We start from the raw sequence: 20,352 nt of genomic DNA, 5'->3' as shown, positions 1-20,352 counted from the left end.
TCCGGCCATCATGAACTCTTTGTAATCGGAGAGAGCGGCTTTGCAGGAAGTGCTCCTGGGGCAGGACCTCGCGCCAACCCTGCGCGCGCGCGCTGCCCGGCTGGTCCTGTCAGCGGGATTCCAGCACGCCGTCACCGGGCTCATCCTCCTCAACGCCCTTACCCTGGGCCTGGAAACCTCGGCCACGGTGATGGCGAGCTTTGGGCCGATCCTGGAACTCATTGACGGCGCCCTGCTCCTGCTGTTCACGGCCGAGCTGTCCTTGCGGATCTTCGCCTTCCGTGGCCGCTTTTTCCGGGACCCCTGGGGTATCTTCGATCTCGCTGTAATCGGCATTTCCTGGGCCCCCTCGGGCGGGGATCTGGCAGTCCTGCGCTCCCTGCGCGTTCTACGAGTTCTTCGCCTCCTCTCGGTCGTCCCGTCCCTCCGCAACGTGGTCGGGGCCATGCTGGCCGCGCTTCCCGGGATGGGCAGCATCGTCCTGCTCATGGGCCTGATGTTCTACGTCTCGGGCGTGATGGCGACGAAGCTGTTCGGCGAGAGCATGCCGGAGAAGTTCGGGACCCTCGGGGACTCCGTCTTCACCCTGTTCCAGCTCATGACCCTGGAGGGCTGGGTGGAGGACATCGTGAAGCCTGCCATGGAGCAGCATCCTGGAGCCCTGCTCTTCTTCATCCCCTTCATCGTCATCTCCACCTTCGTCGTGCTGAACCTCTTCCTCGGCGTGATTGTCGAGAGCATCCAGACGCTTCGGGAAACGCGCGAGAGCGCCGACGCCGAGGCAGCCCAGGTCGCCACGGATGCCGCTGCGTCCGCCGCCCATGCCGACAGCCAGATGGTGCTGTCGGAATTGCGCGCGCTGCGGCGTGAAGTCGCCGCGCTGCGGGCCGAGAGGAGCTAGGCACGCGGGCCCGGGGTGTGGTGGTGCGTTCTCCCGGGCAGGATGTCCGGCGGCCGCGCAGGACACCGTGCCCGCCGGCGGCCCCGGATCCCTGCAGGCAAGGGGCGGCATCTTGGGACGGCCGGGGGCCAGAATTCGGGATCGGGGGTGCGGCGCATCAGGAGCTTGCGGCGTGCTTGGGGGCGACCCCAAGCTGGCCGGCCGGTGCTTGGCGGAAGCTGCCGGGCGCTCGGCTCCGCTCCGCTGCTCATCGGGGCCGCGTCTCTCACCGGCCCAGTAGGAGAGGTGCTGCAGGATGCGGCCTGACCATGGTGTACCGGAGAAGGAGGAGGCGGAGCCGGAACACCCCTTCGCTCCCTTTATCCGCACCCTCGGCCGTGGGCCCGGCCGTTCCCGCGCCCTGACGCGGGAGGAGGCGCGAGAGGCGCTGCGCATGGTCCTGGCCGGAGAGGCGGAGCCGGTGCAGGTGGGCGCCTTCCTCATGCTGCTGCGCTACCGCGGCGAGGACCCGGAGGAGCTGACGGGCCTCGTAGAGGCCGCACGGGGGGCGGTGAAAGCGGGCCCGGTACAGCCCGGCCATGGCGGCGTGGACCTGGACTGGCCGTCCTACGGATCCGGCCGCACGCGGGGGGCACCCTGGTTCCTGCTCGCGGCCCTGGCGCTGGCGAGCGCGGGGCACCGCGTGCTGATGCACGGTTCCAACGCCTTCACGTCGGGAATGCCCGTGCTGGACGCCCTGCCGATGCTCGGGCTGCGCCCCGCCCGGAGCCGGGACGAGGCGCTGGAGCGGGTGGAGGAGACGAACTTCGCTTACCTGCCACTCCGCGCCATGAGCCCGGGGCTGGACGAGATGCTGCACCTTCGCGCTCTGCTCGGCCTGCGGTCGCCGGTGAACACGGTGGCGCGGCTGATCAACCCGGCGGACGCGCCCGCCGGCGTCGATGGCGTGTTCCACCCGCCCTACATCGCGGCCCATCTCGGCGTGGCGCAGCGCATGGCCCGGCCGCGCCTCCTCGTTATGAAGGGCGGCGGCGGCGAGGCGGAGCGTGGGCCGGCAAAGCCTGTGGCGGCCCACCTGCTGACCTATCCCGACGTGGAAGTTCTCTCCCTGCCGGCCCTGCGAGAAACCCGCGCCTCCGCCGCCGGGTTTGTGGAGGTGTGGACGGGCAGCGCACGAGATGAGCATGCGGAGGGCACGGTGATCGGGACCATCGCGTTGGGCCTTTTGGCCATGGGAAAGGCCAGCACGCCCGAGGCCGCCGATGCGCAAGCCGCAGAGATCTGGAACCGCCGGTTCGGGTAGTGGATCCCGCCTTGCCCCGCCGCCCCGCCCGGCCGCGCCGTACGAGCTGCGGCGTGCTCGTCAGCGATGGCGCGCTGCTCCTGCTCGGCCATGCCGCGCGCTCCGTGCTCTGGGACATTCCGAAGGGCGTGGCGGAGGCGGGGGAAGCCTTCGCCGAGGCCGCTGCGCGCGAGTTGCGGGAGGAAACCGGACTTCGGGTGGAGCGCGAGGCCCTGATCGACCTCGGCGTGCACCGCTACTTGCCGGGCAAGGATCTGGCCGTCTTCGCCTGGCGGGTGCCGGCGATGCCGGAACTGGACGCCCTGCGCTGCACCTCCCGCATCCCGCTTCCCGGCGGTGGATGGGTCCCGGAGTTCGACCGCTTCGCGATCCTGCCCTGGGACGAGGCGATGGGGCGGGTGGGTAAGAACATGGCGCGGGTGCTGGGGGAGCTCCGCGCCGCGCGGGGGTGGCCGTTCGGCGGCTAGGGGCGGCGGCACCGGTAAGCCCCTCTGCGGGGCTTGATCCGATGGCCGCCTTCCGCGCCCAGCCGGCCGCGAGGTGGCGGGCTCAGCCCTGCACCGAATCCGGCGAGGTCGCCACGGACAGCCGGAAGCCCCGCAGGACGCTTGCGTCCCGCTCGGATGCATCGGCCGGCATCAGCGCGACGGGGGAGCTCTCTCCCATCTGCGACAGGATCTCGGGCAGGCTGATCGCCGTGACTAAGCCTCTCAGGATGGAGGTCTCGTCATCCTCCTGCCGCGTGCCCGGGCCGAACGACACCGTCGTGCTCCCCTCCGGCTCGGGCAGGGCCTCTTGGCCGGGGGCGATGCCAAAGGCCCGGGCGGTGAGCCCGCCTCCCTTCTTTTCCACGACCCATCCCCTGGTGCCGGGATCGCCGAGGCCGTCCTCCTCCCACGGCATCTCGATCCAGAAGAGGGGCGGCAGAGCCTCCAATACGGCGGGCGAGCGCGATACCTCGGAGAGGGCCAGCCCGCGCGCCAGTCCGGCAACCTCGCCATCGGCCGCCAGGGCGGGCGCCCCCTCGGCGCGCAGGCGCTGCGCCGCGCGCCGGACATCCATCGGCGCGTTCCCGCCGAGCATGGCGGCCAGCAGGCTGCCCTCGGGAAATCTCGGCCTCGGCACTGGCCGCAACACCTAGCGGCCGAGGCCCATCCGCGCTGCGGTCGCCAGCTTGTCCGCGCGCTCGTTCATCACGTCCCCGGCGTGGCCGCGCACCCATTTCCACTCGATCTGGTGCGGCTTGGCAGCGGCCAGGAGGCGTTGCCACAGCTCGTAATTCGCCACTGGGTCCTTCGCGGCGTTGCGCCAGTTGTTGCGGACCCAGCCGTGCACCCAGCGCGTCACCCCGTTGCGCACGTACTCGCTGTCCGTGTGGATCACGACGCGGCAGGGCTTCTTCAGCGCCTCCAGGGCGGAGGCGGCGGCGGTCAGTTCCATGCGGTTGTTCGTGGTGGCGGGCTCCGCGCCCGTCATCTCCTTCTCATGCGCCCCGAAGCGCAGGATGGCGCCCCAGCCGCCCGGGCCGGGGTTGGGCTTGCAGCCGCCATCCGTCCAGATCTCCACCACCGCCTCGGCCGGGGCGGCCACCTCTTCAGACGCCATAGGCGGAAACTCCGGTGGCCTGGGCGTGGAAGCGCAGGCGCCGCAGGTACTCCAGCGGGTCCTTGCGCGTCACCAGCGCGCCGGGCGGCGTGTTGGTCCAGTCGTAGAGGCGGGTGAGCAAGAAGCGCAGCGCGGCGCCGCGGCACAGCACGGGCAGCGCGTCCAACTCGGCGGCGGAGAGCGGCCGCGCGGCGTTGTAGCCGGCCAGCAGGGCGCGGGCCTTCGTGATGTTGAAGGAGAGGTCCGGCTCGAAGCACCAGGCGTTGAGGCAGATGGCGATGTCGTAGGCCAGGATGTCCGTGCAGGCGAAGTAGAAGTCGATGAGGCCGGAGACGCGGGGCTTGCCGCGCTCCTCCTCCAGGAAGAAGACGTTGTCGGGGAAGAGGTCGGCGTGGATCTGCCCGCGCGGCAGGTCGCGTGGCCAGTCCCGCAGGATTCCCGCCAGATGTCCGTCCAGTTCGGCGCAGAGACCGGGCTGCACCGTGTCCCCGTTCGGGCGGCAGCGGTCCAGCAACGGTCCCCAACCCTCCGGGCCGAGGGAGTTGGGCCGCTCGGCCGTGAAGCCCTGGCCGGCGGCGTGCAGGGCCGCCAAAGCGCCGCCGAGCGGGCCGCAATGGGCCACGGAGGGCCGGCGGGGCCAGACGCCCGGCAGGAAGGTGCAGATGGCGGCGGGGCGCCCGGCCAGTTCCCGCAGCGCCTCGCCGTCGCGCCCGGCCACCGGCTCCGGGCAGGCGAGGCCGCCGGCCGCCAGGTGCCGCATCAGGCCGAGGAACCAGGGCAGCTCCGCCGGGTCCACGCGCTTCTCGTAAAGGGTGAGGATGAAGTCCCCACCCGTAACCTTGAGGGCGTAGTTGCTGTTCTCCACCCCCTCCGCGATGCCGCGGAAGGCGATCAGCTCGCCCAGGTCGTAGCCGGAGAGGAAGGCGCGCAACGCCTCGTCGGACACCTCGGTATAGACAGCCATAGAACCCCCTGGCCGGGGTCCATGCCCCAGCCAGGCCGGGACGGCAAGCTACTCGGCGGCGGGGGCGGGGGCCCGGGCAGGGCGGTCCCGCAGGGGGCGGGGCAGGTTGAAGATGATCTTCTCCTCCGCCACCGTCACGTCCTCGATCTCCAGGGTGAAGCGCTCCCGCAGGCGGGTCAGCACCTCGCCCACCAGCACCTCCGGCGCGCTGGCGCCGGCGGTGATGCCGATGGTGGAGAGGCCGTCCACCAGGGCGGGGTCGAAGTCCCGGCCGCGCTGGACCAGCACGGCGCGCGGGCAGCCGGCCCTCTCCGCCACTTCCCGCAGCCGCACGGAGTTGGAGGAGTTGGGCGCGCCCACTACCACCATGAAGTCGCATCGCTCCGCGATCGCCTTCACCGCCGCCTGGCGGTTGGTGGTGGCGTAGCAGATATCCTCCTTGATCGGTGCCGAGAGGTTGGGGAAGCGCGCGCGCAGCACGTCCAGCACCTCCGTCGTGTCGTCCACGGACAGGGTGGTCTGTGTGGCGTAGGCCAGCGGCCCCGGGGGGGGCTGCACCGTCGCGGCCTGCTCCGCGTCCTCCACCAGGGTCACGCTGCCGGCGGGCAGCTGGCCCATGGTGCCGATCACCTCGGGGTGGCCGGCATGGCCGATCAGCAGGATATGAGCGCCGTCCTTGAAGTGGCGCTCCGCCTCGCGGTGGACCTTGCTCACCAGGGGGCAGGTGGCGTCCAGGTACATCATCTGCCGCGCCTCGGCGGCGGCCGGGACGGATTTCGGCACGCCATGGGCGGAGAAGATCACGGGCTGCCCGTCATCCGGGATCTCGTCCAGCTCCTCGACGAAGATGGCCCCCTTGGCCTGCAGCGTCTCCACCACGAAGCGGTTGTGGACAATCTCATGCCGGACATAGACCGGGGCGCCGAAGCGCTCGATCGCCAGCTCCACGATCTTGATGGCCCGGTCCACCCCGGCGCAGAAGCCGCGCGGGCCGGCCAGCAGGACCTTCAGGGTGGGCTTGGCCACCCCGGACTCGGCGGTGAAGGAGAGGTTTGCGGTCTGGTCCATGGCGTGCGACTTGGTCCCTCGGTGCCGGCGCGAACAGCCCCCGGCCGGACCGTGGGCGCGCCTTTTTAGCCGCCTCCGCCGCCGCCGCCCAGGGCTTCCTGCCGGCCGTGCCCGAGAAGACGATCCTGAGAAGACGATGGCGCAAGGAGTGCCTTTCGCGTGACTCGAACCCCTCGCCCGGCCGCCCTCCTGGCCCTTGCCCTGCTGCCTCTCCTGGCCGCCTGCAGCCGGGGGGGGAATATCCTTACCCAGCGGCCCCAGGCGCCTTGCCCCCGCGTGTCCCTGCTGGCGGATGCGGTGGACCTCACCCGCTACAGGGCGGGCGCCGTGCCGGACGTGGGAACGGTGGAGGTGGACGCCCGGATGATCGGCTTCCAGGCCCGCTGCGACTACGCCCCCCGAGATGCCGGGCTGGACGTGACCCTGGTGGTGCAGGTGGCGGCCGAGCGCGGCCCCACCGCCACCCGCGCGGTGGACCTGCCCTATGTGGTCGCCGTGACCGACGAGGCGGAGGGGCGCGTCCTGAACCGTGGAACGGATACGGTTCGCCTGACCTTCGCCGGGAACGAGCGCCGCACGGCGGTCCAGGGCGAGCAGATGATGGTCCGCATCCCCGGCGACGTTCGCCGGGCGGCGGAGAAGGTCGTGCTGATCGGCTTCCAGCTGACGCCGGAGGAGCTGGCCGCCAATCGTCGGCGCGGGGTGCGGTAGGGAACGGGCCCGACAAGGTTGCGCCCGGCGCGGCATTCGGGCACGACAGGGGACCCGCTGATTCCGCGCGGGAGAGAGGGGTGGCGACACCCCCGCCGAAGGCGCAACCGGCCCCCGGAAACGCTCAGGCAGAAGGACCGCGCGGGGAAGGGGCCTCTGGAAAGCCCGGCGCCTGAGAGGGCACCGGCACCGACGGAGTAAGGCGCCGATCCCGCATCGGGCCGAATCTCTCAGGTCTCGGGACAGAGGGGGGCCACGATCTGAACCGGCCGCGTCCGCGCGGCGTTGGGGGATGCGTGGCCGATACCGAAACACTGCTTGAAACGCCGCTGGCCGGCCTGCACCGCGAACTCGGCGGGCGCATGGTGGGCTTCGCGGGCTACGCCATGCCCGTTCAGTACCCGGCGGGCATCATCGCGGAACACGGGGCCTGCCGGACCGGCGCGGCCCTGTTCGACGTCTCCCACATGGGCCAGGCGGAACTGCGAGGGGAAGGCGCCGCGGCCGCGCTGGAGCGGGTGACGCCCGCCGAGATCCAGGCCCTGAAGCCTGGCCGCCAGCGCTACGCCCTGTTGCTGAACGAGGCGGGCGGCATCATCGACGACTTCATGGTCGCCAATCTCGGCGACCGGCTGTTCCTCGTCCTCAACGCCTCCCGCAAGGCCGTAGACGTGGAGGCCATCGGCGCCGCGCTGCCGCCGGGCGTCTCGATCGTGCCGCGTCCGGACCGCGCCCTCCTGGCCCTCCAGGGGCCGGGGGCAGAGGCGATCCTGGCCGGGCTGGCCGAGGGCGTGGCCGCACTCTCCTTTATGGGCGTGCTGGAAACCCCGGTGGCGGGGGTGCCCGCCCTCATCACCCGCTCCGGCTACACCGGGGAGGACGGGTTCGAGATCGGCATCCCCGCCGAGGGCGCCGAGGCGGTGGCCCGCGCCTTGCTGGCCGCCGGCGCCGCCCCTGCCGGCCTCGGCGCGCGGGACAGCCTGCGGCTGGAGGCTGGGCTGCCCCTCTACGGCCAGGACATCGACGAGACGACCTCCCCGGTGGAGGCCGCGCTGACCTTCAGCATGGGCAAGCGCCGCCGCATGGAATGGAACTTCGCGGGCGCGGAGCGGGTGCGGGAGGAGCTGGACAACGGCCCCAAGCGCCTGCGCGTTGGCATCCTGCCCGAGGGGCGCCAACCTGCCCGTGCCCATACGGAGATCGCCCTGAACGGCGTGCCCGTGGGCGAGGTGACGAGCGGCGGCTTCGGCCCCAGCCTCGGGGCGCCGGTCGCCATGGGCTACGTCGCCCGCGCCCATGCCGAGGATGGCACGGCGCTTGAACTGATGGTCCGCGGCCGGGCGCTGCCCGCCCGGACCGCGCCCACCCCCTTCATCCCCCACCGATACAAGCGCAGTTCAGGAGCCGCCGCATGAGCGAGACCCGTTTCGCCGAGAGCCATGAGTGGGTGCGCCTGGACGGCGACGTCGCCGTGGTCGGCATCTCCGACCACGCCCAGGGCGCGCTGGGAGACGTGGTGTTCGTGGACCTGCCGGAGGTGGGGCGAGAGGTGACAGCCGGCGAGGCCGTGGCGGTGGTGGAGAGCGTGAAGGCCGCCTCCGACATCTACGCCCCGATCTCCGGCACCATCGCCGCCGTGAACGAGGCGCTGGTGGACAACCCCGCCCTGGTGAACAGCGGCGCGATGGGCGAGGGCTGGTTTTTCACGATCACGCCGAAGGATACGTCCGAGATCGGCAAGCTCATGGACGCGGAGGCCTACGCGAAGCACGCGGAGGAGGCGCATTGAGCGCGCTGGAGAAGCTGGCGGCGCTGGAGGACCACGCCGCCTTCGCCACCCGCCATATCGGGCCGGGCGAGGAGCAGATCGCCGCCATGCTGAAGGTGGTGGGGGCAGGGAGCCTGGACGACCTAGCCGCCCGCACCGTGCCCGCCGGCATCCGGGACAGCCACCTGGACGCCCTGCCGCCGCCCGTGGGGGAGTGGGAGGCGATTGCGGAGCTGCGCGCGCTGTCCGAGAGGAACGCGCGGGTGAAGTCGCTGATCGGCTGCGGCTATAGCGGCACGCACACCCCGCCGGTGATCCTGCGCAACGTGCTGGAGAACCCGGGTTGGTACACGGCCTACACGCCGTACCAGGCGGAGATCGCCCAGGGGCGCCTGGAAGCCCTGATCAACTTCCAGACGATGGTGAGCGACCTGACGGGGCTGCCCGTCGCCAATGCCTCGTTGCTGGACGAGGCGACGGCAGCGGCCGAGGCGATGGCGCTCGCGCTCGCTGCCCATAAGGGCAAGTCCACGGTGCTGGCCGCGGCGCCGGACCTGCACCCGCAGGTGCTGGCCGTTCTCCGCACCCGCGCGGAGCCGCTGGGCATCACGGTGGAGATCACGGACGACTACGCCGCCCTGAAGCCCTTCGCCGTCGTCCTCTCATACCCCGGCACCACGGGCGAGGTGCGCGACATCGCGCCAGGGATCGCCGCCGCGCAGAAGGCGGGCGCGCTGGCGATCGTGACCGCCGATATCCTGGCGCTGACACTCCTCACCCCGCCTGGCGAAATGGGCGCGGACGTGGTTGTGGGCAGCACGCAGCGCTTCGGCGTGCCCATGGGCTATGGCGGGCCGCACGCCGCCTATATGGCCGTGAAGGACGGGCTGAAGCGCCTGATGCCCGGCCGCCTTGTCGGCGTCTCCGTCGATGCCGCCGGACGCCCGGCCATGCGCCTGGCCCTGCAGACCCGCGAGCAGCACATCCGCCGCGAGAAGGCGACGAGTAATATCTGCACGGCGCAGGTGCTGCTGGCCGTGATGGCCGGCATGTACGCCGTGTGGCACGGGCCGGAGGGGCTGACCCGCATCGCCCGCCGCACGCACCTGCTGGCGAGTCTGCTGGCCGATGCCGCGATCCGCGCTGGCTTCACGCTGCGCCACGAGAGCTTCTTCGATACGGTGGCGATCGAGGCCGGCGAGGAGGCCGAGGCGCTGATGCAGGCCGCGCTGCGCGCCGGCTTCAACCTGCGCCGCGTGGATGCGGGCTGCGTCGCGGTCGCGCTGGACGAGACGGTGACGCGCCAGGACCTGATCGCGCTGGTCTCCGCGCTCTGCGAGGTGGCGGGGTGCGAGCGTGCGGGGCTGGATGCGCTGGCCGTAACCGAGCGCTTGCCCGCCGCCCTGGCCCGCCGCACGCCCTTCCTCACCGCCTCCGTCTTCCACGCGCACCGCTCCGAGCACGCGATGCTGCGCTACCTCAAGCGGCTCGAGGACAAGGACGTCGCGCTGAACCGCAGCATGATCCCGCTGGGGTCCTGCACGATGAAGCTGAACGCCACGGCGGAGATGATCCCCGTCACCTTCCCCGGCTTCGCGGAGGTCCACCCCTTCGCCCCGGCGGATCAGGCGAGCGGCTACATCGAGATGATCCGGCGCCTGGAATCCTGGCTCTGTGCCTGCACGGGTTTCGCGGCCGTGTCGCTGCAGCCCAATGCGGGCAGTCAGGGCGAGTATGCCGGGCTCCTCGCCATCCGCGCCTACCACCGGGCGCGCGGGGAGGGGCACCGCGACATCTGCCTCATCCCGTCCTCCGCGCACGGCACCAATCCCGCCTCCGCCGTGATGGCGGGGATGCGGGTGGTGGTGGTGGGCTGCGACCGCGACGGCAACGTGGACCTGGACGACCTGCGCGCGAAGATCGAGGCGCACGCCGCCAACCTCTCCGCCCTGATGGTCACCTATCCCAGCACCCACGGCGTGTTCGAGGAGGGCATCCGCACGATCTGCGATGCCGTGCACGCGGCCGGCGGGCAGGTCTACATGGACGGCGCCAACATGAACGCGCAGCTCGGCCTCACCAGCCCGGCCGCGATCGGCGCCGATGTGTGCCACCTGAACCTGCACAAGACCTTCTGCATCCCGCATGGCGGCGGCGGGCCGGGCGTCGGGCCGATCGGCGTGGCCGCGCACCTTGCGCCGCATCTGCCGAACCACCCGATGCTGGCGGAAGCCGGGCCGGAGACGGGCTTCGGCCCCGTCTCCGCCGCGCCCTTCGGCAGCGCGAGCATCCTGCCCATCTCCTACGCCTATATCCGCATGATGGGCGCGGCCGGGCTGACGCGGGCGACGCAGGTGGCCATCCTCAACGCCAACTATGTCGCCAAGCGCCTGGAAGGGCACTTTCCCGTCCTCTACCGCGGCAAAGCCGGGATGGTGGCGCATGAGTGCATCCTGGACTGCCGCGGCTTCCAGCAGGGCGGCGGCGTGCTGGTGGAGGACATCGCCAAGCGCCTGCAGGATTTCGGCTTCCACGCCCCCACCATGTCCTGGCCCGTTGCCGGCACGCTGATGGTGGAGCCGACCGAGAGCGAGCCGCAGGAGGAGTTGGACCGCTTCGTGGAGGCGATGATCGCCATCCGCGCGGAGATCCGCGCCGTGGAGCAGGGCGTGGCGGACAAGGCCGACAACCCGCTGAAGAACGCCCCGCATACCGCGGAGGAGGTGACGGCGGAGGCCTGGTCCCACCCCTACACCCGCGTGCAGGCCGCCTTCCCGCTGCCCTGGGTGGCGGCCGCGAAGTACTGGCCGCCGGTGAAGCGCGTGGACAACGTCTATGGAGACCGCAACCTGGCCTGCACCTGCGCGCCGCTGGAGGCGTATCAGGAGCACCCGAAGGTGGCGGCGGAGTGACACCTCCCCTCTGGGAGGTGCTCTCCTCCCGCACCGTGGTTCGTGACCGTTGGATCGAGCTGCGCGCGGATGCGGTGCGGGATTCGAAGGGGAACGTGTTGGACCCCTTCTACAGCCTGTCCTACCCGGACTGGGTGCAGGTGGTGGCGATCACGCCGGCGGACGAGCTGGTGCTGGTCCGCCAGTACCGCCACGGCGCCCAGGCCTGGGTGCTGGAACTGCCGGCCGGCGCCATCGACCCGGCCGATGCCGATGAATGCGCGGCCGCCGCGCGCGAGCTGCGCGAGGAGACCGGCTACAGCGCCGCCGAATACCGCTCCGTGGGCGCGCTGAGCCCGAACACGGCCACGCACCGCAACCTCTCCCGTACCGTGCTGGCGCTGGGCGCCGCGCCCACCCATCCCACGGCGCATGAGGCGGGGGAGGACATCACGGTGGAGCTGTGGCCGATCCCGCGCGTGCTGGCCGGGCTGCAGGATGGACTGCTGGCGCAGGCCATGCATGTCTCGGCCCTGTTGCTGGCGCTGCAGGCCGCCGGCCGGCTCGACCTCCGCCTGAAGGACCCGACATGAGCGAGATCCGCATCCTCCCCGTCGAGCAGCGGCACCGTGCCGACTGGGACAAGCTCTACGCCGGCTATGCCGAGTTCTACCGCGTGACGCAGACGCCCGAGATGCGCGACCGCGTCTGGTCCTGGATCCACGACCCCGCGCATGAGACGAACGGCCTCGTCGCCGAGGATGCAGAGGGGCGCGCCGTGGGCCTGGCGCATTTCCGCGCCTTCGCCCGCCCGCTCTCCGCGACCACCGGCGGCTATCTGGACGATCTCTTCGTCGATCCCCAGATGAGGGGCAAGCGTGTCGCCGACGCGCTCATCGAAGCCCTTGCCGAGGAAGGCCGCCGCCGCGGCTGGAGCGTCATCCGTTGGATCACAGCCGAGGACAACAGCCGCGCCCGCGCGGTGTACGACCGCGTGGCGAAGCTGACGCCCTGGCGGACCTACGATATCCCGCTTTGACACGCCGCCGGGCGCTGCTCGCGGCGCCCGCGCTGATGCTTGCCTCCTCGGGCTGCTCGGCCCAACCGCGCCCGACGGAGGCCCGCATCACCGAATCCCGCACCATCTGGCGCGACGCCGCCCGCGCGCGCGACATTCCCGTCCTCATCCGCGCTCCGGGCAACACCGGCCCGGCGCCCACCGTCATCATCTCCCACGGCCTCGGCGGCTCGCGCGAGGGGCTGGCCTATCTCGGCCGCGCTCTGGCGGAGAGGGGCTACCTCGCCATCCACCTCCAGCACATCGGCTCCGATGACAGCCTGTGGCGCGGTGGCGGGGACCGCATGATCGGGCTCGCGGCCGGGGCGCTGAACGTGCAGGCGGCGCTGGACCGGCTGCTGGACGTGAAGTTCGCCCTGAACAACCTGCCGGAGCGCGCGGACCCTCAGCGCCTGGGCATTGCCGGCCACTCCTTCGGCGCCTGGACCGTGCAGCACATGCTCGGCGAGCGCCTGCCCGGCGGCGACCGCGGCCTGGGCCTGCCCGATCCGCGCCTGAAGGCCGGCGTCGCCCTCTCGCCCATTCCCGCCATCGGCCTGCCGCCGCGCCTGGCCTATGGGGGCTACGCGGTCCCCATTCTGCACATCACCGGCACGGAGGATCACGGCTTCATCGAGGGCATCCGCGCCCCCGCCCGCCGCGTGCCCTTCGAGGAATCCCGCAACCCCGGTGCGCTGGCCGTGCTGAACGGCGCCGCCCACGCCTCCTTTGCCGACGAGGCGGAGGCGGGCGCCCGCTGGGCCGACAGCACCTACCACGCCCGCGCCGCCGCCCTCTCCGTCACCTTCCTGGACGCCATCCTGCGGGCGGACGGGGCCGCGCGGCAGCTCCTGCGCGGGGGCGCGGCGGAGCTGCTGGGGCCGGGGGACGAGTTCATCGAGCGAGGCCTCTGAAGGCCCCTTTCCCGCCGGGCCGCATGGCGGCAGAAGGGGCCCTTCGGCCGTCCTCCAGGGCGGCCCAAGAGGATTGTTCCCCATGAGCGCCGCCTCCAGCCTCGAAGCCGACCTGGCCGAAACCCTTCCCGCCCATATCAAGAGCGTCGGCACCAGCCAGATCGGCCTTGTCGCGGACCGGGGGCGGGACGACCCGGACGTGGTGAAGCTCTGGATCGGCGAGGGCGACCTACCCACCCCGGATTTCGTGGTGGAGGCCGCCCACAAGGCCATGCTGGCCGGCGAGACCCGCTACACCTATTCCCGCGGCATCCCCCAGCTCCACCAGGCCCTGTCCGACTACCACCGCCGCCACTGGGGGGTGGAGGTGGCGCCGGAGCGCTTCTCCATCACCTCCGGCGGCATGAACGCCATCATGCAGGCCTGCCAGGCCCTGCTGGAGCCGGGCGACGAGATCCTCATTCCCACCCCGAACTGGCCCAACCTGGCCGAGGCCGCGCGGGTGAACGGCGCCGTGCCCGTCACCGTGCCCTATCGCCGCAGCGCCGATGGCCGCTTCTCCCTGCCGATCGAGGACATCGAGGCCGCGATCACCCCGCGCACCCGCATGGTGGTGGTGAACTCCCCCTCCAACCCCACGGGCTGGGTGATGCCGCTGGCGGAGATGGAGGCCCTGCTGAAGCTGGCCCGCGCGCGGGACCTCTGGATCCTCTCCGACGAGGTCTATTCCCACTTCACCTACGGCAACGCGATCGCGCCCTCCTTCCTGCAGATCACCACGCCGCGGGACCGGCTGATCGTCACCAACACCTTCTCCAAGAACTGGGCGATGACGGGCTGGCGCGCCGGCTGGATCATCTTCCCGGAGGGGCTGACGGGCGCCTTCTCCAAGCTGGCCCAGTACAACACCACCTCTATCCCCACCTTCATCCAGCACGCCTGCGTCACGGCGCTGGAGGAGGGGGACGCCTTCATCCGCACCATGGTTGGCCGCTGCGCGGAGAGCCGCCAGATCATGGTGGAGGGGCTTTCCCGCCTGAAGGGCGTCACCGTCTTCCAGCCGGAGGGCGCCTTCTACCTGATGGCGAAGATCGACACGGGCGAGACGAGCCTGGACCTCGCCTTCCGCCTCCTGCGTGAGGCGAAGGTCGGCGTGGCCCCCGGCACCGCCTTCGGGCCGGAGGGGGAGGGGTTCGTCCGCATCTGCTTCGCCGTCAGCCCCGGCCTGGCGCGGGAAGCGGTGGCGCGGCTGACGCGGGTGCTGGGCGAGAAGTAGCCGGCGCGGCTTGTTCTCAACCCCGGCTGGGGCGACCCTGCCGGGGAGGAGGAAACCCATGCCCCGTTACGATTTGGCGGGCCGCGCGGCGCTGGTGACCGGCGCCGCCTCCGGCATCGGCCTCGCCACCGCGCGTGCCCTGGCGGAGAATGGCTGCGCCGTGGCCCTGAACTTCCTGCCCGGCGACCCGCGCGGCCCGGAAGCGGCGGCCGAGCTTCGCACCACCGGCACCCGAATCGTGGAGGCGCCGGGCGCCATCGGCGACGGCACGGAAGCCGCCATGGTGGAAGCTGCCATCACCGCGCTCGGCCGGCTGGACCTGCTGGTTAACAATGCCGGCACGCCCGGCACCACCCGCAGCATCCCCGGCCGGGAACTGGATGCGATCACGGATGATCTCTGGGATTCGGTCCTGGACACCAACCTCAAGGGCCTGTTCCGTACCACCCGCGCCGCGGTGCCGGCGCTGCGGCAGGCGCGCGGCGCGGTGGTGAACATCTCCTCCGTGGCGGGGATGACGGGGCGCGGCTCCTCCATGGCCTATGCCGCGAGCAAGGCGGGCGTGATCGCGCTCACCCGCCATCTCGCGCGCGGGCTGGGGCCGGAGATCCGGGTGAACGCCGTGGCGCCGGGCGCGGTGGACAGCACCTGGCAGATCGAGTGGACGGACGCGCAGCGGCAACAGTCCATCGACAACTGCCCGCTCGGGCGCCGCTGCGTGCCGGAGGACATCGCGGAGGTGGTGCTTTTCCTAGGCTGCGCCGGCGCGATGGTGAATGGCCAGACCCTGCTGGTGGATGGTGGCCTGACCCTTTAGATACGAACGGATGGCCGCCAAGCCCCGCCCGACGACCCGGCCCGACTTCGCGCTGGAATCCGCCCACTCCGGCCCCGTGGCGGGGGTGGACGAGGCCGGGCGCGGCCCGCTGGCCGGCCCCGTGCTCGCCGCGGCCGTGATTTTTTCCGAGCCACCTTCGGGATCGCTCGCCGCCCTGCTGGACGACAGCAAGCGCCTGGACGCCACTCGCCGCGAGGCCGCCCACGACGCGCTGTTATCGGCCCAGGCGGAAGGCGCCGTGCTGATCGGCGTCGGCGCGGCCAGCGCGGCCGAGATCGGAGCGCTGAACATCCTGCGCGCCACACACCTCGCCATGCTGCGCGCCGTTTCACGCCTGCCGCTGGTGCCTGCCATCGCACTGGTGGACGGCAATGCGCCGCCGCGCCTGTCCTGCCCCGTGCGCTGCGTGGTCGGCGGGGACGGCCTTTCCCTCTCCATCGCCGCGGCCTCGATCATGGCGAAGGTGGTGCGGGACAGGGCGATGGCGCGGCTGGGCGCGCGCTGGCCGGATTACGGCTTCGCCCGCCACGCTGGCTACCCGACGCCGGCGCACCGTGCCGCGCTTGCGCGCTTCGGCCCGACACCGCACCACCGGCGCGGATTCAGCCCGGTGGATCAAGCCGTTCTGGCCTTGTCCTGAGTCGCGCCTTGACCGGGCGACTCGGCCGTGGGCATGGTGGGAAGGGGGCTCGGCGCGGCGCGACGCGGGGATGCGACGCCGCCGCCGACAAGGATTCGGAGCTGATGGCGCGTTTGGGAACCGGGCTGGACCTGCCGTTGGACTCTGTCCTGCGCGGCGATTGCATCGAGAGCCTGAAGCGTCTGCCGCCGGCTTCCGTCCACGCCATCTTCGCGGATCCGCCTTACAACCTTCAGCTGAAGGGCGCGCTGCGCCGCCCGGATGACAGCCTCGTCGATGCGGTGGACGAGGAGTGGGATCGCTTCGACGATCTCGCGGCCTACGACGCCTTCACGCGCGAGTGGCTGACGGAGTGCCGGCGCATCCTGCGTAAGGACGGCACCATCTGGGTGATGGGCGCCTACCACAACGTCTTCCGCCTCGGTGTCGCGCTGCAGGACCTGGGCTTCTGGATCCTGAACGACGTGGTGTGGCGCAAGTCCAACCCCATGCCGAACTTCCGCGGCCGCCGCTTCACCAACGCGCACGAGACGCTGATCTGGGCCGCGCGCGGGCCGGAGAGCCGCTACCGCTTCAACTACGCCGCCATGAAGGCGATGAACGACGACAAGCAGATGCGGAGCGACTGGCTCATCCCGCTCTGCACGGGCAATGAGCGGTTGCGCGGGGAGGATGGTCGCAAGCTGCACCCCACGCAGAAGCCGGAAGCCCTGCTGCACCGCGTGATCCTCTCCTGCACCTCGCCGGGCGAGGTGATTCTCGATCCCTTCCTCGGCACCGGCACCACGGCGGCGGTGGCGAAGCGCCTGGGCCGCCGCTTCATTGGGCTGGAGCGAGACGACGGCTACGCGGATGCCGCCGAGGCGCGGATCAAGGCGGTGGAGCCGCTTTCCGAGAGCATCGCCCTGGCCCTGCCGGCGAAGCGCGAGCAGCCGCGCATCCCCTTCGGCGCGCTGGTGGAGCGCGGCCTCGTCCCGCCCGGCACGAAGCTGTGGGACCGGCATCGCCGCTGGATGGCCGAAGTCGGCGCCGACGCCACGCTGCGCTGCGGCCGCGTGGCGGGCAGCATCCACCAAGTGGGTGCGGCCGTGCAGGAGGCACCCTCCTGCAACGGTTGGACCTTCTGGCACATCGAGCGCCGTGACGGCTCGCTGCGCGTGATCGACGAGCTGCGCCAGGAGCTGGCGCCGGGCAGCTAGGCTCCCGTTTCCTGTAGCGGAAGTCGGGGCGGAAAGGGCCGGCCCGGACGTGCCGGCCCCGGGCTGCCCTCGCCGCGGAAGCGCGCGCGCCATGCGGAGGGCGCGAGGCCGAACCGGGCGCGGAACCCCGCCCGCAGCGAGGCCGCGGAGCCGAGTCCGCTCGTCGCCGCCACCTCTTCGATCCCGAGGGCTGACGTCTCCAGCAACTCCCGCGCGCGGGCCAGCCGCGCCGCTGCCAGCCAGGCGGCCGGGGCCTCGCCCGTCGCGGCGCGGAAGCGGCGGATGAAGCTGCGGCGGCTCATCCCCGCCTCGGCCGCCATGCGATCGACCGGCCAGGCCTCGCCGGCCTCCAGCCGCATCCGGTCCAGCAGCGGGGAGAGGCGCGATCCCTCCCGCGCAGGGGGCACGGGCCGCTCGATGAACTGGGCCTGCCCACCCTCCCGGTGCGGCGGCACCACCAGCCGCCGCGCGACCTTGTTCGCCGCCTCGGCCCCGTGGTCGCGCCGGATGAGGTGGAGGCAGAGGTCGATTCCGGCCGCCGTTCCCGCCGCCGTCAGCACCTGCCCTGAATCGACGTAGAGCACGTCCGGCACCACCGTCACCGTCGGGTGCCGCGCGGCCAGGGCCTCGGCGTAGCGCCAGTGGGTCGTGGCCCGCCCGCCATCCAGCAGCCCCGCCGCGGCCAGCACGAAAGCGCCGGAGCAGAAGGAGAGGATCCGCGCCCCGCGTGCATGGGCCGCGCGTAACGCCTCCGCCAGCGCGGGCGGCACCGGGGCATCCGCGCCGCGCCAGCCCGGCACGATCACCGTGCCCGCCTCCTCCAGCAGTTCCATCCCGCCATCGGCCAGCACGCGCAGCCCGCCCATGGCGCGCAGCGGCCCCTGCTCGATGGCCGCGGTGGCGAAGCGGTACCAGTCCGGCCCCATTTCCGGCCGCGGCAAGGCGAAGACCTCCACCGCCACGCCGTACTCGAAGGTGCAGAGCCCGTCATAGGCCAGGGCGACGACGAGCGGGTTATCGGGCGGGGAGAGAGGTGAGGTCTTTGGCACGATCCTGACGGTAATCGTCCCGCGTGCCACTCACCAGGGTCCTACCGCTCCGGGCAGGCTGCGTGCGGAAGGAGCCCCCCATGACCAACGCCGTCACCGCCATCCCTGCCGCCGCAGCCACCGAGGCGGAGGCCCATTTCGCTCGCCGTCTCTCGCTGGAGACCGACTGCGCCGACGTGCAGGCCGCCGCCTTCGATAATCCGGGCTTCGTGCTGCTGGACGTGCGCGGCCCCAACGCCTTCGCGCGCGGCCATCTCCCCGGCGCGCTGAACCTGCCCCACCGGGAGATGGAGGCGGCGCGGATGGCGAAATGGCCGGAGGAAACGCTCTTCGTCGTCTACTGTGCCGGGCCGCACTGCAACGGGGCGGACCGGGCGGCGCTGCGCCTGGCCCGGCTGGGTCGCCCAGTGAAGATCATGATCGGCGGCGTGACGGGCTGGCAGGACGAGGGCTTCGCCCTCGAATCCGGGCGCTGAAACGAGAACCGCCCGCCCCGGCATCCCGGGGCGGGCGGCTCGGAAACCCGATGATGGGGCGGGGATCAGCCCCGGCGCAGCGCCCGCATCACGGCGAAGGCCAGCGCCGTCTTCACGGCCGTGCCCGGCACGAAGAGCAGGAAGCCGGCCATCCAGGCCTTCTCGAAGCCGACGAAGGTCGAGAGCCACAGCACGCCCGGCACAAAGACGGCCAGGTGCGCCGCCGTCAGCACCGCGCCCTGGCGCAGCGCGCCGCGGCCCGCGAGCCCGGCGATGAGGGCGGAGGGGATGAAGCCCAGCAGGAAGCCCGCGGTCGGGCCCATCAGCGCGGCCGGGCCGGCGCCGCCCGCGAAGACCGGCAGGCCCATCGCGCCCTCGGCGAGGTAGAGCGCCACGGTGGCGGCACCGAGACGGGAGCCGCCCAGCGCGCCGAGCAGCAGCACCACGAGCGTCTGCAGCGTGGCGGGCACCGGCCACATGGGCAGCGTGACCTGGGCGGAGGCCGCGAGCGCGGCGCTGCCGAGCACGGCCATGGATAGGAAGCGCAGCGCCGGCCGCGCGGCGAAGAACTGGATGGCGGTCATGGCGAAGTCCCCCTTCTCCGGGCGCCACGCGCCCTGGGAGGATCGCTTGCCACGGCCCCGGCACCCTCTGCAAGCGGGGGGTCCGCAAGGGGCAGCAGCCGGCGGATGGCGGTGGGCAGGGCAGTCAGGGCCGCCTCGGGCGTCATCCAAACCATCCCCTCCGGGGCGGGCAGGGCGGGCGCGGCGGCCTCGGCCAGCCGCATGTCCAGGTCCATGTGGGTGAAGCCGTGCCGCGCCAGGCCTGGGCGCAAGGCCCAGGCGAGGCCGGGCAGGGGGGCGTGGGGCAGGGCCTCGTCCAGCGACCAGGGCTCCTCCCGCCAGGGGGCGCCGGGGATCTCCAGCATCCCGCCCAGCAGCCCCTCCGGCGGGCGGTGGCGCAGCAGCAGGCGTCCGGCCGGGTCGCGCGCCAGGAAGTGCAACCCGTGCCGCAGCTTGCGCGCTGCCTTCGGCGCCTTGGCCGGCAGGCTCTCCTGGATGCCCTCCTGCCGCGCCCGGCAATCCTCCCGCCAGGGGCAGAGGGCGCAGGCCGGGCGGCGCGGCGTGCAGATCGTGGCGCCGAGGTCGAACAGGGCCTGCACGAAGTCCCCCGGGCGGGCCTGCGGTGCCTCCTGCTCCATGAAGCGCGCCGCGACTGGGGCGATCAGGCGGCGCGCGCCGGGCAGGGGATCGGTGATCGCCATCAGCCGCGCCACCACCCGCTCCACGTTGCCGTCCACCGGCACGGTAGGGCGATCAAAGGCGATGGCGGCGACGGCGGCGGCCGTGTAGGCGCCGATCCCCGGCAGTTCCCGCAGCCCGGCCTCCGTGTCCGGGAAGCCGCCGCGCGCGGCCACGGCCTTCGCCGCCGCGTGCAGGTTGCGGGCACGGGCGTAGTAGCCCAGCCCCGCCCATTCCGCCGCCACATCCTCCCACGCCGCCGCCGCCAGGGCCGCCACATCCGGGAAGCGCGCCAGGAAGCGGGCGTATCGCGGCCCCACCGCCGCCACGGTGGTCTGCTGAAGCATCACCTCGGAGAGCCAGATGCGGTATGGATCGTCCTCGCCCCGCCAGGGCAGGGTCCGGCGGTGGCGATCATACCAGGCGAGCAGGGGCTCGGCGGGCGGGGGGG

At 72.2% G+C, this 20,352-nt stretch carries 22 protein-coding genes and 2 riboswitches; of the genes, 15 read left to right on the top strand and 7 right to left on the bottom strand.

What is annotated here, in order from left to right:
• Positions 1 to 49: 49 nt before the first annotated feature.
• The 3 genes from NRP21_RS13580 (at position 50) to NRP21_RS13570 (ending at position 2,671) form a co-directional block, all read left to right on the top strand.
• Entirely contained in the window at positions 50 to 901 is an 852-nt protein-coding gene (locus NRP21_RS13580) for an ion transporter (RefSeq protein WP_257716943.1), read from the top strand.
• A gap of 295 nt (positions 902 to 1,196) precedes the next feature.
• Positions 1,197 to 2,204, top strand: a complete 1,008-nt coding sequence (locus tag NRP21_RS13575; protein WP_257716750.1) for a glycosyl transferase family protein — start codon at positions 1,197 to 1,199, stop codon at positions 2,202 to 2,204.
• An 11-nt stretch (positions 2,205 to 2,215) separates the two neighbouring features.
• Positions 2,216 to 2,671, top strand: a complete 456-nt coding sequence (locus NRP21_RS13570) for an NUDIX domain-containing protein (RefSeq protein WP_257716749.1) — start codon at positions 2,216 to 2,218, stop codon at positions 2,669 to 2,671.
• An 82-nt stretch (positions 2,672 to 2,753) separates the two neighbouring features.
• Here NRP21_RS13570 and NRP21_RS13565 read toward each other — a convergent pair whose 3' ends face one another.
• The 4 genes from NRP21_RS13565 to ispH are packed head-to-tail and all read right to left on the bottom strand — an operon-like array spanning position 2,754 to position 5,841.
• Positions 2,754 to 3,329 (bottom strand): hypothetical protein, encoded by a 576-nt coding sequence (locus NRP21_RS13565; protein WP_257716748.1) that lies wholly within the window; start codon positions 3,327 to 3,329, stop codon positions 2,754 to 2,756.
• Positions 3,330 to 3,341: 12 nt separating this feature from the next.
• Positions 3,342 to 3,809 carry a ribonuclease HI gene (rnhA, locus tag NRP21_RS13560; RefSeq protein ID WP_257716747.1) on the bottom strand — a complete coding sequence of 156 codons (468 nt, stop codon included), beginning with the start codon at positions 3,807 to 3,809 and terminating at the stop codon, positions 3,342 to 3,344.
• Positions 3,799 to 4,773, bottom strand: coding sequence for a homoserine kinase (locus NRP21_RS13555; protein WP_257716746.1), 975 nt, complete (start codon positions 4,771 to 4,773; stop codon positions 3,799 to 3,801). The genes rnhA and NRP21_RS13555 overlap by 11 nt, the downstream gene beginning before the upstream one ends.
• 48 nt (positions 4,774 to 4,821) lie before the next feature.
• The gene (gene ispH, locus NRP21_RS13550; RefSeq protein WP_257716745.1) at positions 4,822 to 5,841 is read right to left on the bottom strand and encodes a 4-hydroxy-3-methylbut-2-enyl diphosphate reductase; all 1,020 of its coding nucleotides are present in this window, start codon (positions 5,839 to 5,841) and stop codon (positions 4,822 to 4,824) included.
• Between the two features lie 276 nt (positions 5,842 to 6,117).
• Between ispH and NRP21_RS13545 the strand changes: the two genes are divergently transcribed.
• The 11 genes from NRP21_RS13545 (at position 6,118) to NRP21_RS13495 (ending at position 17,135) form a co-directional block, all read left to right on the top strand.
• Positions 6,118 to 6,552 (top strand): hypothetical protein, encoded by a 435-nt coding sequence (locus NRP21_RS13545; RefSeq protein WP_257716744.1) that lies wholly within the window; start codon positions 6,118 to 6,120, stop codon positions 6,550 to 6,552.
• Between the two features lie 58 nt (positions 6,553 to 6,610).
• A riboswitch (glycine riboswitch) is annotated at positions 6,611 to 6,702 on the top strand.
• 3 nt (positions 6,703 to 6,705) lie between these two features.
• A riboswitch (glycine riboswitch) is annotated at positions 6,706 to 6,801 on the top strand.
• 47 nt (positions 6,802 to 6,848) lie between these two features.
• On the top strand, positions 6,849 to 7,967 hold the full coding sequence (gene gcvT / locus NRP21_RS13540) for a glycine cleavage system aminomethyltransferase GcvT (RefSeq protein ID WP_257716743.1): 1,119 nt from the start codon (positions 6,849 to 6,851) through the stop codon (positions 7,965 to 7,967).
• A complete protein-coding gene (gcvH, locus tag NRP21_RS13535; protein ID WP_257716742.1) occupies positions 7,964 to 8,341 on the top strand; it encodes a glycine cleavage system protein GcvH in 378 nt (125 codons plus the stop codon). Before gcvT ends, gcvH begins: the two co-directional genes overlap by 4 nt.
• The gene (gene gcvP / locus NRP21_RS13530; RefSeq protein ID WP_257716741.1) at positions 8,338 to 11,232 is read left to right on the top strand and encodes an aminomethyl-transferring glycine dehydrogenase; all 2,895 of its coding nucleotides are present in this window, start codon (positions 8,338 to 8,340) and stop codon (positions 11,230 to 11,232) included. Before gcvH ends, gcvP begins: the two co-directional genes overlap by 4 nt.
• Positions 11,229 to 11,804: an NUDIX hydrolase gene (locus NRP21_RS13525; RefSeq protein WP_257716740.1), complete on the top strand. Its 576-nt coding sequence runs from the start codon at positions 11,229 to 11,231 to the stop codon at positions 11,802 to 11,804. Before gcvP ends, NRP21_RS13525 begins: the two co-directional genes overlap by 4 nt.
• The gene (locus tag NRP21_RS13520) at positions 11,801 to 12,250 is read left to right on the top strand and encodes a GNAT family N-acetyltransferase (RefSeq protein ID WP_257716739.1); all 450 of its coding nucleotides are present in this window, start codon (positions 11,801 to 11,803) and stop codon (positions 12,248 to 12,250) included. The genes NRP21_RS13525 and NRP21_RS13520 overlap by 4 nt, the downstream gene beginning before the upstream one ends.
• Complete coding sequence (locus NRP21_RS13515) at positions 12,247 to 13,182, top strand: alpha/beta hydrolase family protein (protein ID WP_257716738.1); 936 nt, start codon at positions 12,247 to 12,249, stop codon at positions 13,180 to 13,182. Before NRP21_RS13520 ends, NRP21_RS13515 begins: the two co-directional genes overlap by 4 nt.
• A gap of 82 nt (positions 13,183 to 13,264) precedes the next feature.
• Complete coding sequence (locus tag NRP21_RS13510) at positions 13,265 to 14,458, top strand: pyridoxal phosphate-dependent aminotransferase (protein WP_257716737.1); 1,194 nt, start codon at positions 13,265 to 13,267, stop codon at positions 14,456 to 14,458.
• 58 nt (positions 14,459 to 14,516) lie between these two features.
• Complete coding sequence (locus NRP21_RS13505; protein WP_257716736.1) at positions 14,517 to 15,275, top strand: SDR family NAD(P)-dependent oxidoreductase; 759 nt, start codon at positions 14,517 to 14,519, stop codon at positions 15,273 to 15,275.
• Between the two features lie 10 nt (positions 15,276 to 15,285).
• Positions 15,286 to 15,936: a ribonuclease HII gene (locus NRP21_RS13500; RefSeq protein WP_257716735.1), complete on the top strand. Its 651-nt coding sequence runs from the start codon at positions 15,286 to 15,288 to the stop codon at positions 15,934 to 15,936.
• Positions 15,937 to 16,040: 104 nt separating this feature from the next.
• On the top strand, positions 16,041 to 17,135 hold the full coding sequence (locus NRP21_RS13495; RefSeq protein WP_257716734.1) for a site-specific DNA-methyltransferase: 1,095 nt from the start codon (positions 16,041 to 16,043) through the stop codon (positions 17,133 to 17,135).
• Here the strand turns inward: NRP21_RS13495 and ftrA are convergent.
• Positions 17,132 to 18,214 (bottom strand): transcriptional regulator FtrA, encoded by a 1,083-nt coding sequence (ftrA, locus tag NRP21_RS13490; protein ID WP_257716733.1) that lies wholly within the window; start codon positions 18,212 to 18,214, stop codon positions 17,132 to 17,134. The genes NRP21_RS13495 and ftrA overlap by 4 nt on opposite strands.
• Before the next feature lie 50 nt (positions 18,215 to 18,264).
• Between ftrA and NRP21_RS13485 the strand changes: the two genes are divergently transcribed.
• Positions 18,265 to 18,660: a rhodanese-like domain-containing protein gene (locus tag NRP21_RS13485; protein ID WP_257716732.1), complete on the top strand. Its 396-nt coding sequence runs from the start codon at positions 18,265 to 18,267 to the stop codon at positions 18,658 to 18,660.
• A 65-nt stretch (positions 18,661 to 18,725) separates the two neighbouring features.
• Here the strand turns inward: NRP21_RS13485 and NRP21_RS13480 are convergent, their stop codons facing one another.
• Positions 18,726 to 19,244, bottom strand: coding sequence for a biotin transporter BioY (locus NRP21_RS13480; protein ID WP_257716731.1), 519 nt, complete (start codon positions 19,242 to 19,244; stop codon positions 18,726 to 18,728).
• Positions 19,241 to 20,352, bottom strand: a 1,112-nt coding sequence (locus tag NRP21_RS13475; protein WP_308219894.1) for an A/G-specific adenine glycosylase, incomplete at its 5' end; no start/stop codon positions are given. The genes NRP21_RS13480 and NRP21_RS13475, both read right to left, overlap by 4 nt.

Origin of the sequence: Roseomonas populi, assembly GCF_024594815.1 — a bacterium.
In the GTDB taxonomy this organism is placed as follows: Bacteria; Pseudomonadota; Alphaproteobacteria; order Acetobacterales; family Acetobacteraceae; genus Roseomonas; species Roseomonas populi.
This window is presented reverse-complemented; position numbering and strand designations above follow the sequence as displayed.